General features: G+C 55.8%; 11 protein-coding genes. 10 read left to right on the forward strand and 1 reads right to left on the reverse strand.

Annotated elements, in window-relative coordinates:
* Positions 1–22: 22 nt before the first annotated feature.
* Positions 23–1378 carry an ankyrin repeat domain-containing protein gene (locus tag Pla100_RS18885; protein WP_197168066.1) on the forward strand — a complete coding sequence of 452 codons (1356 nt, stop codon included), beginning with the start codon at positions 23–25 and terminating at the stop codon, positions 1376–1378.
* Positions 1379–1390: 12 nt separating this feature from the next.
* Here Pla100_RS18885 and Pla100_RS18890 read toward each other — a convergent pair whose 3' ends face one another.
* The gene (locus tag Pla100_RS18890) at positions 1391–2011 is read right to left on the reverse strand and encodes an MgtC/SapB family protein (RefSeq protein ID WP_231603227.1); all 621 of its coding nucleotides are present in this window, start codon (positions 2009–2011) and stop codon (positions 1391–1393) included.
* A 28-nt stretch (positions 2012–2039) separates the two neighbouring features.
* Between Pla100_RS18890 and coxB the strand changes: the two genes are divergently transcribed.
* From coxB to Pla100_RS18935, 9 genes are all read left to right on the forward strand, one after another.
* Entirely contained in the window at positions 2040–2960 is a 921-nt protein-coding gene (gene coxB / locus Pla100_RS18895; RefSeq protein WP_146579230.1) for a cytochrome c oxidase subunit II, read from the forward strand.
* 59 nt (positions 2961–3019) lie between these two features.
* Entirely contained in the window at positions 3020–5521 is a 2502-nt protein-coding gene (ctaD, locus tag Pla100_RS18900; RefSeq protein WP_146579317.1) for a cytochrome c oxidase subunit I, read from the forward strand.
* A complete protein-coding gene (locus Pla100_RS18905; RefSeq protein ID WP_197168067.1) occupies positions 5518–5907 on the forward strand; it encodes a transmembrane prediction in 390 nt (129 codons plus the stop codon). Before ctaD ends, Pla100_RS18905 begins: the two co-directional genes overlap by 4 nt.
* Positions 5907–6548, forward strand: a complete 642-nt coding sequence (locus tag Pla100_RS18910; RefSeq protein WP_146579318.1) for a cytochrome c oxidase assembly protein — start codon at positions 5907–5909, stop codon at positions 6546–6548. The genes Pla100_RS18905 and Pla100_RS18910 overlap by 1 nt, the downstream gene beginning before the upstream one ends.
* Positions 6545–7603, forward strand: a complete 1059-nt coding sequence (locus Pla100_RS18915; RefSeq protein ID WP_146579231.1) for a c-type cytochrome — start codon at positions 6545–6547, stop codon at positions 7601–7603. The genes Pla100_RS18910 and Pla100_RS18915 overlap by 4 nt, the downstream gene beginning before the upstream one ends.
* A gap of 87 nt (positions 7604–7690) precedes the next feature.
* Positions 7691–10996, forward strand: a complete 3306-nt coding sequence (locus Pla100_RS31720; protein WP_231603229.1) for a DUF6797 domain-containing protein — start codon at positions 7691–7693, stop codon at positions 10994–10996.
* Between the two features lie 317 nt (positions 10997–11313).
* The gene (locus Pla100_RS18925) at positions 11314–11916 is read left to right on the forward strand and encodes a heme NO-binding domain-containing protein (RefSeq protein ID WP_146579232.1); all 603 of its coding nucleotides are present in this window, start codon (positions 11314–11316) and stop codon (positions 11914–11916) included.
* A 53-nt stretch (positions 11917–11969) separates the two neighbouring features.
* A complete protein-coding gene (locus Pla100_RS18930) occupies positions 11970–13259 on the forward strand; it encodes a PAS domain-containing sensor histidine kinase (protein ID WP_231603230.1) in 1290 nt (429 codons plus the stop codon).
* Positions 13240–14511 (forward strand): sensor histidine kinase, encoded by a 1272-nt coding sequence (locus tag Pla100_RS18935; protein WP_146579234.1) that lies wholly within the window; start codon positions 13240–13242, stop codon positions 14509–14511. Before Pla100_RS18930 ends, Pla100_RS18935 begins: the two co-directional genes overlap by 20 nt.
* Position 14512: the final 1 nt, after the last annotated feature.

Below are 14512 nucleotides of genomic sequence, written 5' to 3' on the forward strand. Positions count from 1 at the left end.
GGTGAGCGTGATGAAGCTGTTCATGTCCTGGGGTCTTGTCATCGGTTTTGCCTGCGTTAGTGCAATGGCATGCGCCGAAGATGGGGACAAAGTCAAGGCCAAGTCGGCCACGCTCGAGGGCATGACAGCACTGCACGAAGCGGTCATGCGTAACGATCTCAAAGAATGTTTGAGTTTGATCGCCGCCGGTGCCGACGTGAACGCGTCGACGATTTATTCGGTCACGCCGATGTCGATCGCCTGCACGCTTGGTAACGCCTCGATCGCCGAAGCATTCATTGATTCGGGAGCGGACGTAGGGCGAGCTTTGCCAGGCAAGACGACTTTGTTGATGATCGCCTCACGGTCGGGGAACGCCGGCTTGGTTCAGTTGCTCATCGATCATGGCGCACCGCTGGACGCGTCCGATCGCAATCAGCAAACCGCGTTGATGTGGGCAGCGGCTGCCGGCAATGCCGACGCGATCGATGTCCTCGCAAAGAACGGCGCGATGATCGACGCGGCAAGTTCATCTGACTTTACCGCGTTGGGCTTTGCCGCGCGACAGGGCCAATTATCGGCTGCCAAACATCTCGTTCAATGGGGAGCCGACCTGCATCGGGCGATGGACCCGGAGGACACCAAAGGACGCAATCCGCGTAAGGGCATGTCGGCCTTGATGTTGGCGATCGAAAGCGGGCACTTCGAATTGGCCAAATGGCTACTCGATCAGGGCGCCGACCCGAACGATCAACGCAGTGGTTACACGCCCTTGCACGCGATTACTTGGGTACGCAAGACCAATCGAGGCGATGACGTCGCCGGCGATCCGCCTCCACGGGGATCCGGTTCGTTGCACAGTCTCGAGATGGTACGTGAACTGGTCGCTGCCGGCGCGGACGTGAACACACCGCTGCGCCGGGGTCCGTCCGGTCGGGCGAAGTTGAATCATCGTGGTGCGACTGCATTTTTGCTCGCGTCCAAGACGGCGGACCTGCCGCTCTTGAAGCTTTTGCATGAATTAGGCGCCGACCCGCTGCGAACCAACATTGACGGGTGTACTGCCTTGATGGCTGCCGCGGGCGTCGGGGTGGTTGCGGTCGGCGAGGAAGCCGGCACGGAGCCCGAAGTACTCGCGGTGATCGATTGGTTGGTCGGTCTCGGCATCGATGTCAATGCGGTCGACGCCAACGGTGAGACGGCCATGCACGGGGCCGCCTATCGAAACTATCCTCTCGTCGTCGGACGGCTTTCCGAACTCGGTACCGATCCCGATGTTTGGAACCGAAAGAACCAGTATGGTTGGACGCCGGTCATGATCGCTTCAGGCCAACGCCCGGGCAGTTTCAAGCCGTCACCGGAGACGATTGCGGCGATCGAGCGGTTGCTTGATCGTTGAATTGGCAATTTTTCACTTCCGTGTCGGCATATGATTTTCGACGAAGCCAATCACAACCAACACGAGCGCAGCAAGCAGCGTAACCATGATCGCCAAGGTGACGCGTTCGACCGCGGTGGCGACACCGATCCCGGCGGTCAAGTAGATGGTCGCTGCGGTCGTCAATCCTTCCACTCCCTCGTGTTTTTCATGCACGATGGTTCCCGCGCCTAAGAAACTGATGCCGACGACGATCGCTTGTAGCACACGGATCGGATCGGTTTGTAATAGATCCCTGGATTCATTGCGTTGAAACTGGTCAACGATTTCTTGGCCGAGGATCATCATCAGTGCTGATCCGGCGCAAACAAAGATGTGCGTTCGAATCCCGGCAGGCTTTCCCGCATACTCACGCTCGATTCCCAGGATCGCGCCGCAGGCCCCTGCCGTCGCGACGATCTTCAGGCTCAGGAGATCAGATGGTTCAAGCATAATGCAGTGAGGAAAGTCGTCTGTGTTGATGAGGTCAAGGGCAAGCTTTTGGCTTAAGCAAGCAATTGTTATACCGCCGTCGCGTACGTGGATCGTCTGGCACGTCGATTGCATATACGGACCGAGCACCCCTTCGATCGCGTGACTTTTGGGGAGTCTCAACGCTTGTTCGTTTCTTATAACCGACCGCATGATCGCATTGCCTTCCCAGTCGACGCTTCAGCCCGCCGGGGAAGGCGCACGACAGATTGCAGATTTGTTCTACGTCATGGCGGCCGGTGCGGTCGTCATTTGGTTCATCGTCGTCGGGCTAGCGGTTTATGCCATTATCTATCCAGGCAAGCATGACGCCAGGAAAACGGGATTGCTCGTAATCGGAGGTGGTGCGGTATTCCCGACGGTGGTCTTAACGGCGTTGCTGACATACGGTCTTTCGATTTTGCCCGGACTGCAACGTCCGGCACCCGAAGGCAGCCAAGTCATCGAAGTCGTCGGCGTGCGTTGGTGGTGGCGCGTTTTCTATCATCTTCCCGACGGGCGTCGCGTCGAAACGGCCAACGAGATCCATTTGCCGGTCGATGAAGCGGTTGAGTTTCAATTGGCCAGTGAGGATGTGATCCACTCGTTTTGGATCCCATCATTGGGCGGCAAAACCGATATGATCCCCGGCCGTCAGAATCGTTTGAAACTATTCCCAACGAAGGCCGGTGTTTATCGCGGCGCGTGTGCGGAATTCTGTGGCGCTGCGCACGCTCAAATGGCGTTCGACGTCATCGTCGAGCCGAGAGATGAGTTCAACCAATGGCTTGCGACCATGGCCGAACCATCCACCGTGAATCATCCCGGATCTGTCGTATTCGATCGGCTCGGCTGTGGAGCCTGCCATGCGATTCGTGGTACGAACGCGAACGGCTTCGTCGGTCCTGATCTGACGCATTTCGGTCGTCGTCGCAGCCTGGGTGCGGCGATTCTGGCCAATACCCGTGAGAACCGAAAACGTTGGATCACGCACACTCATCAGGCCAAGCCCGGCGTTGAAATGCCCGCTTTTGAACACCTTGAGGAACAGGAACTCGATCAGCTGGTGGACTATCTTGGAGCGCTTCAATGATTGATCGCGAGCGAGCGGGCGACACACAATCCGAAGACCCGGCGATGAACGATCCAGTCATGGACGATCCACGTGCGCGGCGGTTGTATCAAGCATGGAAGACGCCGACGGGTTGGCGATACTGGTCTGCGGTCAACAACAGCGAAGTCGGGCTGTGGTACACGTTGACGGCGTTCGCGTTCTTTCTGTTCGGTGGCGTGTTGGCGCTGATCATGCGGATCCAACTCGCCGTTCCCGACAACGATTGGCTGACACCCGAGCAATACAATCAAGTCTTCACGATGCACGGCAGCGTGATGATGTTTCTGTTCGCTGTTCCGATTCTCGAAGCCATCTCGATCCTGTTGTTGCCGCAAATGATGGGTGCGCGTGATCTGCCATTCCCTCGTTTATCGGCGTACGGATACTGGTGCTTTTTGATCGGTGGAATCTTCGTTTGTGGTTCGCTGTTCTTTGGCGTCGGACCGAGGGGCGGTTGGTTCATGTATCCGCCGATGACGACCGAGTATCAGACCGACGTCGGACCAGATATTTGGCTGTTGGGATTGTCGTTTATCGAGATCGCGTCGATCGCTGCGGCCGTCGAACTGATTGTTGGTGCATTGAAATGCCGCCCGCCCGGCATGCGATTGAATTTGATACCGCTATACGGTTGGTACATCTTGGTCGTCGCGGCGATGATTCTGTTCGCGTTTCCACCATTGATCGCGGGCGATTTGCTGATGGAACTCGAACGTGCGTTCGATTGGCCGTTTTTCGATGTTCAGCGTGGCGGCGATCCGCTGTTGTGGCAGCACCTGTTTTGGATTTTCGGGCATCCGGAGGTTTACATTGTTTTCCTGCCTTCAGTCGCGCTGATTGCCATGATCGTCCCCACGTTCGCCCGCACGCCGATGGCGGGTTACGGGTGGATCGTCTTGGCGGCCGTCGGGACGGGATTCTTGAGCTTCGGTTTGTGGGTGCATCACATGTTCACGACCGGTCTGCCGGGAATCTCGATCGGAATATTCTCGGCCGCATCCGAAGCGGTGGCGATTCCGACGGGCGTGCAAATCTTTTGTTTCATTGCGACGTTGTTGATCGGTCGCGTCACCAAAAGCGTTTCCCTGTTGTTCGTCCTGGCGGGCTTGGCGACGTTCATCATCGGTGGATTAACCGGCGTGATGATCGCGATCGCGCCGTTCGACTACCAAGCTCACGACACTTATTTCATCGTTGGTCATTTGCACTACGTGCTCGTCGGTGGAACGATTTTCCCGATCGTGGCCGGCTTCTATTACTACTATCCTCTCGTGTCCGGCAAGCAACTTTCAGAGCGTCTCGGAATGATCACGTTTTGGTTGATGCTGGTCGGTTTTAACGTCGCATTCTTTCCGATGCATCTGACCGGTTTGATCGGAATGCCGCGACGGGTCTACACCTATCCGGCCGATATGGGTTTTGAGATCCCGAACATGATCTCGTCGGTCGGTGCGTTCATCCTAGGTCTGGGGTTTCTTTTGCTGTTATGGGATGTCTTTCGGCCCAAGGGAAAACAGCCGCTTGTACCACGAAACATCTGGAACGCGGGAACGCTTGAATGGGCCGCTCGCGTCCCGGATTTGCCATGGGGAATCCGCAGTATCCCGATCATCTCGACTCGCTATCCGATTTGGGAACAAGACAATCTCTTAGCCGACATTGATGCGGGAAAATTTTATCTTCCCGATGCCGAGGAAGGATTGCGAGAGACGATCGTGACCAGCACCGTGGACGCCGAGCCGATGCAATGTTTGCGTGTTCCCGGCCCCAGCTTTCTTCCGATGCTGGCGGCGTTGTTCACCGGCGGGATCTTTATCTTTGGTACCTATCATTGGTGGATTCTGACCGGAGTCAGTGGAGTCTTGTCGTTTGGGACCATCGTCACGTGGTTGTGGACGGGAACGGCGATCATCCCTTCGAAAGATGACAAGGAGGTCGGAATGGGTCTGACCCTTCCAACTTATGTATCCGGCCCCGGTGCGGTGGGATGGTGGGCGATGTTCATCACCATGCTCGGCGACATGACCGCGTTTATCTCGTTGGTTTTCGGATATTTTTTCTACTGGACGGTACACGAATCTTTCCCACCGGAGATGTTTGACGGTCGTCCGATCGCCGGCCCCGGTGTGACGTGGCCATTGATTTCGGTCGGTTGTGGTACGGCGGCCTGGATCGCAACCATGTTCGCAAGACGTGTGAACCGCCGTAATCAAGCTCTCGCGTTCTACGGCTTGATCGTGCTCTCGATGATCCTTGCATTGGCTTCGGCGACAGCCATGTTGTGGGGCCCTTACCAAAACGGAATGGATCCGACGCACCATGTTTATTCGGCGTCGGTGAGTGTTTTGGTGCTTTGGACGATCATTCACTTGACCGTCGGAGTGGTCATGTTGGTTTATTGTGCCGCGCGACGATTGGCCGGTCGGATGGATGCAAGACATGACGCGGATATGGTCAACGTGACGTTGTTTTGGCATTTCCTGTTGTTGACGGTTTTCATTACCGGAACGGTCATCGCCTTGTTCCCGAAGGTGGCATGATGCTAGCGGATGAATCCAAACCGAAACCGATACGACATCGACTGTGGTGGATCGTAATCGCACCGACGCTGTGGGCGATCCATTTTCTTGCCTGCTATGTGACGGTGGCGATCTGGTGTGAGAAAGCCGCCAGGCCCGATGCCGGCGGTCCGCCGCTGGTTTGGATTATGGCTTACTCGGTCGTCGCCATGGCGGGCATCATTTGGGTCGGTGTGCTGAGCTATCGAAACTTTCGCAAGGGGGATCCGCCGCTTCCGTACGATTTCGATGATCCAAGCGATCGCACACACTTCCTTGGCTTTACGGCGTTCCTGTTGGCACTTCTCAGCGGGATCGCAACGTTGTTTACGGTGTTGGTATTCGTTTTAGTGAAGACATGCGACTAATGAAAGCGTTCGTATGGAACCTCGGTTGGCTGGTCCTGTTGGTGGCCTGGATGGGACCGTTGCCGGAATTGGCTCAGGTGTCATTTGCGGCCCACATGACCTTACACATGGCGGTCGTCGCGGTGGCCGCCCCGCTGATATCGATCGGCGTCGCCGGAATGCGATTCGATCCGGTGAAGCGATTCCCATCGTGGTTCGCGCCGGTTCCGGCGTCGATCGCTGAGTTGGTCATCGTGTGGGCTTGGCACGCGCCAGGGCTGCACCATTTTGCGCGGCACACCGTTGTCGGATTCGTGATTGAACAGTCGATGTTCTTATCGGCCGGAGTTTGGGTTTGGTTGTCCGCGTTCGGAGGCTCGCGACCACGAACGCAATCTCGCAGCGGTGCGGGCGTGATCGGTTTGCTGCTGACATCCATGCACATGACGCTGCTCGGAGCCCTGTTGGTGATGTCGCCGCGACTGCTGTATTCGCATCATCAATCTTATGGTCCGTGGGACCCGATCACCGATCAACACGTCGGTGGTGCGGTGATGCTGATCGTCGGCGGGGCCGCATTCTTGGCCGGAGGATTGTGGCTTACCAAAGATTTGGTCTCCGACCGACAGTTGAAACCAGATGCCGTTGGAGTTGCCTCATGAAGATCACACTGAAACGCTTTTTGCTTGCCGTCGTAACGTTTGCCGTGATCGGCTTGGCGCTTTTGGTATCGGGTGTTTTTCCGATCAAAGCGAGTAGTGGCCATTGGCCGATTACCGCTTGGTTTCTTGATTACGCGAGCGACCGATCGGTCGCCTTTCATAGTCAGGGTATCGACGTTCCTGTCTTGGACGATCCCGAACTGGTTGTTCTTGGGGCTTCCATTTATCAATCCAATTGCCAGTTTTGTCATGGACAGCCCGGCCAATCGCAACCCCCCGTCGCGAGGGCGATGACGCCCACACCACCGCAGTTAAGCCGATCGGTCGCCGAGATTCAAGACCAAGAGTTGTTTTACATTATCAAGCACGGGATCAAGTTCGCCGGGATGCCAGCGTGGCCGACGCAACCACGCGACGACGGAGTTTGGCCGGTGGTCGCATTCGTGCGAGCCATTCCAAGCATGGACAACGAAAGCTACCGAAGCCTCGTCAATCCGCCAGCCGATGAACAATGGACGCTGGTCGCCGAAGCCTGTTCATCGTGTCATGGAATGAATGGAGAAGATTCTCTCGCCGGGTACGTTCCCATCCTTGCCGGGCAGAGCGAAGCGCATCTACGAGAGTCGTTGATTGCGTACCGAAATGGCGACCGGCATAGCGGAATCATGATGCCGATCGCTCATCGGTTAACGGATACCGAAATAGTCGACCTTGCAACTTACTTTGCTGAGAAGGCCCCAGCCATTCCCGATCCGTCCGTTACCACGGACGCTGACTTGATCGCCGATGGACAACTCCTCGCCGAATTTGGAGATCGCCAGCGCAAGATTCCCTCCTGTGTCGACTGCCACGGTCCCGACAATCCGCAACGTAACGACGACTACCCGCGTCTAGCCGGACAACCTGCCTGGTACATTGAGCGGCATCTCGAACTTTTCTCAAAACGCAATCGTGGTGGAAGCCTCAACGCGACGCTAATGCACCCCATCGCTGACAAGTTGAAACAAGAAGATCGACGAGCCCTCGCCGCATATTACGCCTCGATCGCTCCTTGATAGTTTCCCAAAGCGGCTGGAAGCGGGTGCGGATGTACGACACGCTTCCTGTTACACTGTAGCGATCACTCCTTCGACCCAGTTTGATTGCCCGCCCAGCCAATGTTTCGAGATTATCTAATCCCCGCGTTCCTTTTCGTCGTTACCTTGCCGTCCGCTTCGACACTGGCCCAAACGCTCAAGAATCCACCGACCTTGGGCGAGCAGTTGTTGGCGGCGGGCGCCGATCATCTCGCCGTCGAAGCTGATCGGCGTGGCGATCCGCGACGCGGCGCGTTGATTTTTTTTAAATCGGCTGCCGCGTGTGTCCAGTGTCATTCCAGCGGCGATGCAAACTCACCGTTGGGGCCGAATCTATCCACCCTGGGAGCGGAGATCTCCACCGGCCACGTGATCGAATCTCTGCTGAGGCCTTCGGCGCGCATTCGAAAGGGCTATGAAACGGTTTCCGTTCTGACCCTCGATGGCGAGGTACTGACCGGGTTGATCGAACGTGAATCGGCGACCGAGATCGTTCTTCGTAGTGCATCCGATTTGCTTCAATCACTCATGATTGAGAAATCCGAGATTGAATCGATCAACCTATCGAGCCGCTCGATGATGCCTGACGGTTTAATGTCAACGATGCGCGAGCTTCGCGATTTCTATGACTTGGTCAAGTACGTCACCGAGGTCGCCCACGGCGGGCCTACTCGTGCGAAGGAATTACGTCCGAGTGACGAACAGCTTGCTGTTGTTGACGATTCAGCAGACTTAGATCACGCCGGAATCATCAAGGGAATGCGAACACGCGATTTCGAAGCCGGTCAGCAAATTTATCACAGCTATTGCTTTGATTGTCACGGAACCGACGGAAGGCAGCCTTCGTTGCCGACTGCCCGAGCGTTCGCAACAGAGGAACTGAAGTATGGTGCCGATCCTTATCGCATGTTCATGACACTCACGCGCGGCAATGGTTTGATGGCTGCGATGAATCACCTGACTCCCAAAGAACGGTATCAGGTGGTTCATTACATTCGCGAACAGTTCATGAAACCCACGAACCCCGCTTATGTCCCGGTCACCAAGAACTACTTGGAACAACTCCCCAACGGAACGCGCGACGGCACCGAGATTCGCGTGGTGGACCGTGACCACGGTCCGGCGTTGGCGTCCCAGCTTCGACGAGATTTAAGCAGTGTCTTGAATGTCAAGCTCGGAGGACGCGATACGACCACGATTGCTTACGACTTGCACACGATGAATCAAGCGGGAGTGTGGCAAGGAGGTTTCGTCGACTCCGAACAGACCCAACATCAACGCGACCGGGGTGAAGGGACCATCAACCCCGGAGGCAGATCGATCGCAGGTCTCGAAGGTTGGGAGTGGGGACATGACCAATCGTTCGATTATCCAAGGGAAGGATTGCTGCCTCGTGGTCCCTATCCGGCGAATTGGATGAATTTTCACGGCTATCACTTACACAACGATGACGTCGTCTTGAGCTATGCCATTGATGAACGCGAGGTCCTTGAACGGCCCATGCTTCTCTCGACCGGCACGATCGCACACACGCTGAATCTTCAACCAGGTCAAGCACTCGTCTTGGCGGTCGCGAGTCCGGAGGTCGATCAAACGATATCGGCCTTGTCTGGTATCGCGCCCTTGGCGGACAATCTGCCTGCAGGCTCTTTGCCTCGTGTCGGTGAGGTTTCTAACAACGTAGCGTTCGTCATTGAGGATCAAGACGGATCGCCGTCTCGATCAACACTCGCGGCGGTGATCGGTGACACCGAGGGGATGCGATGGCAGATCGACTCGGCGCAACGAATGGTTCTTCAAATACCGAACGATGATGAGCCTCGCCGGATTGCCATTGTGCGGCATGCCGCCGACACTTGGGACAGGAATCAGTATCGGAACTTTGTTGACCACGTTCGCAGGTTGTCGACTCCGGACGACCTCAATACGTTCACCCATGGCGGGGACTTGCGATGGCCGCAGCCGATCAACACGGTCGGCGTTCCCGGGATCGAGCAAGGTGGATACGCCCTTGATACGCTGACGATTCCTGATTCAACGCCTTGGAACACATGGTTTCGAACGTCAGCGCTCGACTTCTTTTCAGACGGACGTATGGCGCTGGCCACTTACGGCGGTGATATCTGGATCGTTTCCGGGATCGACACCGAACTACGAAATCTACGATGGAAACGATATGCCGCCGGTTTGTACGAACCGTTCGGACTGAAGATCGTCGACGATGTCGTGCACGTCACGTGCAAGGACCGCCTCATTCGGTTGACCGACTCAAACGGTGACAACGAGGCCGACTACTACGAAAGCTTGAGTGCCGATACCGACGTATCGGTGAACTTCCATGCGTTTAACTTTGATTTGCAAACGGACCTCGACGGTAATTTCTATTACGCGAAAAGCGGTCATGGGGCCGACTTCGCTCTTCCTGGAGCTGTGATTCAAGTTTCCCCCGACGGTCGCCGGCGGAGTGTTTTTAGTACCGGCTTCCGAACTCCTAACGGGATGGGAGCCTTGCCCGACGGGCGAATCACGGTCAGTGACAATCAAGGCCAATGGACACCCGCCTCGAAGATCAGTTTGTTGCGACCGGGTGGTTATTACGGATGGGTGCCGAACTACTCGCTACCCGGTAAGTGGCATCCTGATGGCGGCAAGATCGATCTCGAGACGGTCCAACCACCGGAATCATTCGATCCGCCGATCGTTTGGATGCCGCAGAACTTCGACAATTCATCGGGCGGCCAGTTGTGGGTCGACGATGCCCGATTTGGACCGCTCAGCGGTCACTTACTTCATACGAGTTTCGGTAAGGGATGGATGTCGTACTGCATGATGCAAACGATCGACGACGTCACGCAAGCGGCGATCGTGAAATTGCCATTCGATTTCCGGACCGGGATCATGCGAGCGCGAGTCAACCCGCTCGACGGGCAGGTCTACGCCGTGGGACTGCAAGGCTGGAATGGAGGCGCGAGGCCGGGGCTGCAAGGCGAAGGCGTCCAGCGGCTGCGATATACAGGGAAAGAATTCCCGATGGTTACCGATTGCCAAGTCGTACCAGACGGATTGCGAATCTCCTTCAACTTCAATATCGACGAGAAATCGCTTCGTGGCGAATGGCTCGTCGCTGAATGTTGGAATTACCAACGGCGGTCCGATTACGGCTCGAAGCAGTATTCACCGTCGACCGGAGAGCCCGGCGTCGACACAGTAAACATCCGATCAGTAAAGCTCGGCGACGATCGTCGCAGCCTGCACTTGAGATGGGACGATATGCAGCCCGTCGATCAGGTCCACTTGGTATTCAACTTAACCGACGACAACGACCAACCATTTATGGAAGAGGTCTATTGGACTATCAATCAAGTTCCGTAAATGCCCTCAAAGTTAGTCCGTTAATTTTGGCGTTGCTATCGCTTTCAGAAAGCAATCGTTTTGGATTGTCTATAGTTCAGGTAGTGTGAACTCTCGGTCGCCGAACTCAAGACAACGTTTACACGTCGGCACCTCATGAAGCGCGCGATTGCCGTTACAATCGGCACCCCTATTAGAACAATTGGCCATCTCGATACGGGATTTTTCCCATGACGTGATGATTCTCGAGCCATGTTTAAGGTGGCACGTGAGTCGATGGATTCACGTGGCCCAAGCTGAGCAACGGGGGTAAACGTTCTTAGCAAAAAGGGATGGCGATGAAGGGCATTGTATTTACCGAGTTGATCGAGATGGTCGAGGCGGACCTCGGCATCGAAATCGTCGATCGGATGCTAACTAAGGCGGATACCCCTAGCCAGGGTTCCTATACTGCGGTCGGAACTTACGACCACGGCGAGTTAATCCGCCTGGTAATCGCTTTGTCCGGCGAGACCGGGATTCCCGTGTCGGAGTTGGTGCGATCGTTCGGACGCCATCTCTTCGGCCGCTTCGCGACACTGTATCCCCAATTCTTCCGTGGCGTCGAAGGCACGTTGGATTTTCTTCCCCTGATCGAGACGTACATTCACGTCGAGGTTCGAAAACTCTATCCGGACGCGGAGCTGCCTTCATTTGAAAGCGAGTTCGTTGGGGAGTCGTTGGAGTTCTACTACCAATCGAGTCGTCCTTTCGCAGATCTTGCCGAGGGTTTAGTGCTCGCGTGTGTCGATCACTTTAACGAGCGGCTCGATGTTCAACGAATCGATCTAGGGGATCACGACGGCCGTCATGCCAAATTCGTGATTTCGCCCGCACAGCGTTCCCCGATTGTCGCACCGGCCGCCAAGGTGATCGGGGGAATGAACCCGTGTGCGAACTAGAACTCCTTCAGAGAATGCTCGAGCGAGAGCGTTTGGCTCGTAAGACGGCCGAAATGCTGCTTGAAAATAAGTCTCGCGACTTATACGAAAGCAACGAACGACTCAAGAAGGTTGGCGAGCAAAATCGAATGATACTCGAAACCGTCGCGGACGCAATCGTTACGTTCGACGCCGAGGGCGTGATCCTGTCGTTCAACCCCGCCGCCCGTCGCATCTTTCGCTGCGAATGCCGAATCGGGCACAAAATCACGGACCTAGTTGATCGTAGAAAAGACCAAACCAAGGTCCTGTTTCCATCGCAATCATCACAGCGATCAAAAGCTGACCCGAACTGCCTTCAGTTCGAACCGCACGAAATCGACGCCCTACGCAGTGACGGAACCCTCTTCTGCGCCGAAGTTACTATCACGGTTTGCGAAGACGCCGGAAAGATCACCTACACCGCGCTCATTCGCGACCAATCCAACCGCAAGAAACTCGAACTGAGACTTCGACAAGCACAAAAGATGGAGTCCGTCGGCCAACTGGCAGCTGGGATCGCCCACGAGATCAACACACCGATTCAATTCGTAGGAGACAACATTCGATTTTTGCAGGGGGCGTTTGACGATTTCAACGGTCTGATCGAGTTGTTTGATGAACTGACGGCACGCTTGGTCGACGGAAACGCCACCGGTGAACTTCTCAAGCGGATCGACCAGCAACGACAACAGGTCGATATCGATTTCTTGCGAGAAGAATTCCCTGATGCGATCGGCCAATCGTTGGGCGGAATTGAGCGTATCGCAAAAATCGTCCGGGCATTGAAAGAGTTCTCGCAACCGCACTCGGAAAGCAAAACGACGATCGATCTGAATCGTGCGATCGAGAATACCCTCGCCATTTTAGCCAACCAGATAAGTCAGGTTGGTCAGGTCAGCACGCGTTTGGATCCCAAAATCCCGTTCGTTCCATGTCTTGCCGCGCAAATGAATCAAGTCTGGTTGAATCTGTTGTCCAATGCACTCGATGCGATCGGCGAGAATCACCCCGATGGCGATGGTTTGATCCAGATCCAGACGCTATCCGTCGGGGACGAAGTCGAAATCCGGATCCAAGACAACGGCCCGGGAATTCCAGCGAGCATTCAAGACCGCATTTTCGAACCATTCTTTACAACCAAGGAAGTCGGTAAAGGCTCTGGTCAAGGTCTTTCGTTTGTTTACGACGTCGTGGTTCAAAAGCACGACGGAAGTGTCCACGTGCAATCACCAGTCGAAGGCGGCGCGACGGTTGTCATTCGATTGCCCGCCATCATTGCGTCGTTTCAAGGGAGGCCCGATCATGTCGATGCTGTTCGTTGAACCCGAAGGAGCCTTTCGCGAGTTCGTGAATGATCGATTCCACAACGCGGCGTTTCCGGTCCATCGGGTGGCTAATTCTGATGAAGCTCGCCGGGAACTCGAGGGGACCTCATTTTTAGCGACAATCTTTCGCTGGGATGACAACTCGCCCGACCTGATCGAGCTTCTGCGTGCAAAGTCGGCCTGGTTGATCGCCACGGTCGCCGACGAATCGGAGCTGAGTCTCGCGTATCGAGCAGGAGTCCATGACGGGATCTTGGACACTTGCGTATCTGCGGTATTGGATGCCAAGCGGTCCCATATCGAGCATCTTCACCGAATGGATCAACGTTTGGCCCAAGCGCAGAAACTCGAATCGATCGGCGAACTCGCCGCCGGCATCGCGCACGAGATCAATACGCCGATCCAATACGTTGGTGACAACACCCGGTTCGTCAAGACCGCGTATGCGGATCTGACCGATGTTTTGATGCAGTGCCGTGAGCTAATTGTGGCAACCGAAACGGACCGAGACATCACCGAGATCGCCGGTCGCGCTCGAGACGCGATGGACAACGCCGACCTGGACTATCTGCTCGAGGAGATTCCTGCGGCGATCGAGCAGACTCTCGAAGGCATCGATCGGGTTTCCAATATCGTCCGAGCGATGAAGGAGTTTGCCCATCCCGGCGTTTCGGAGATGGTTCTGACCGACCTATCCAAAGCAATCCAAAACACCGTGATGGTGGCGAGGAACGAGTGGAAATACGTTGCGGAAGTCAAGACGGACTTCGATCCGGCGTTGGCTTGGGTTCCTTGTTTTCCCGGCGAACTCAATCAAGTCCTGTTGAACATGATCGTCAATGCGGCCCATGCGATTGGCGAACGTGCCGTCGGCGAGCGAAGCCATGTGAGCGGTCCCGTCGCTCCCATGGGAACGATATCCATCTCAACCCAACTCGTCGGCGGCAACGCGGTCATCCGAATCTGCGATACCGGCAACGGGATCGCCGCCAAGAACCTCGAGCGGATCTTCGATCCGTTCTTCACGACGAAGGCATCAGGCAAAGGCACCGGCCAAGGCCTCGCGATCGCGCACACCGTGATCGTGGAGCGCCACCGCGGCACGATCGGTGTCCAGAGCAAGGTCGGACAAGGAACCGAGTTTACGATCACCCTGCCGATGAATTTACCAGAGCCGATATCGTCGGCGTCAAACCACGCGATCCCGTTTGTCAACGACGGTGAACTAACCAGTCCTGCTTCTTTGTAAA

It is taken from the genome of Neorhodopirellula pilleata, from assembly GCF_007859915.1.
In the GTDB taxonomy this organism is placed as follows: Bacteria; Planctomycetota; Planctomycetia; order Pirellulales; family Pirellulaceae; genus Rhodopirellula; species Rhodopirellula pilleata.

Excerpts from the sequence above, each read along its gene's own strand:
- Pla100_RS18930 (WP_231603230.1), top strand. The coding sequence starts at position 11,970 with ATGCTGCTTGAAAATAAGTCTCGCGACTTATACGAAAGCAACGAACGA.
- Pla100_RS18935 (WP_146579234.1), top strand. The coding sequence starts at position 13,240 with ATGTCGATGCTGTTCGTTGAACCCGAAGGAGCCTTTCGCGAGTTCGTG.
- Pla100_RS18885 (WP_197168066.1), top strand. The coding sequence starts at position 23 with ATGTCCTGGGGTCTTGTCATCGGTTTTGCCTGCGTTAGTGCAATGGCA.
- Pla100_RS18910 (WP_146579318.1), top strand. The coding sequence starts at position 5,907 with ATGAAAGCGTTCGTATGGAACCTCGGTTGGCTGGTCCTGTTGGTGGCC.
- coxB (WP_146579230.1), top strand. The coding sequence starts at position 2,040 with ATGATCGCATTGCCTTCCCAGTCGACGCTTCAGCCCGCCGGGGAAGGC.
- Pla100_RS18905 (WP_197168067.1), top strand. The coding sequence starts at position 5,518 with ATGATGCTAGCGGATGAATCCAAACCGAAACCGATACGACATCGACTG.
- ctaD (WP_146579317.1), top strand. The coding sequence starts at position 3,020 with ATGGACGATCCACGTGCGCGGCGGTTGTATCAAGCATGGAAGACGCCG.
- Pla100_RS18915 (WP_146579231.1), top strand. The coding sequence starts at position 6,545 with ATGAAGATCACACTGAAACGCTTTTTGCTTGCCGTCGTAACGTTTGCC.
- Pla100_RS18925 (WP_146579232.1), top strand. The coding sequence starts at position 11,314 with ATGAAGGGCATTGTATTTACCGAGTTGATCGAGATGGTCGAGGCGGAC.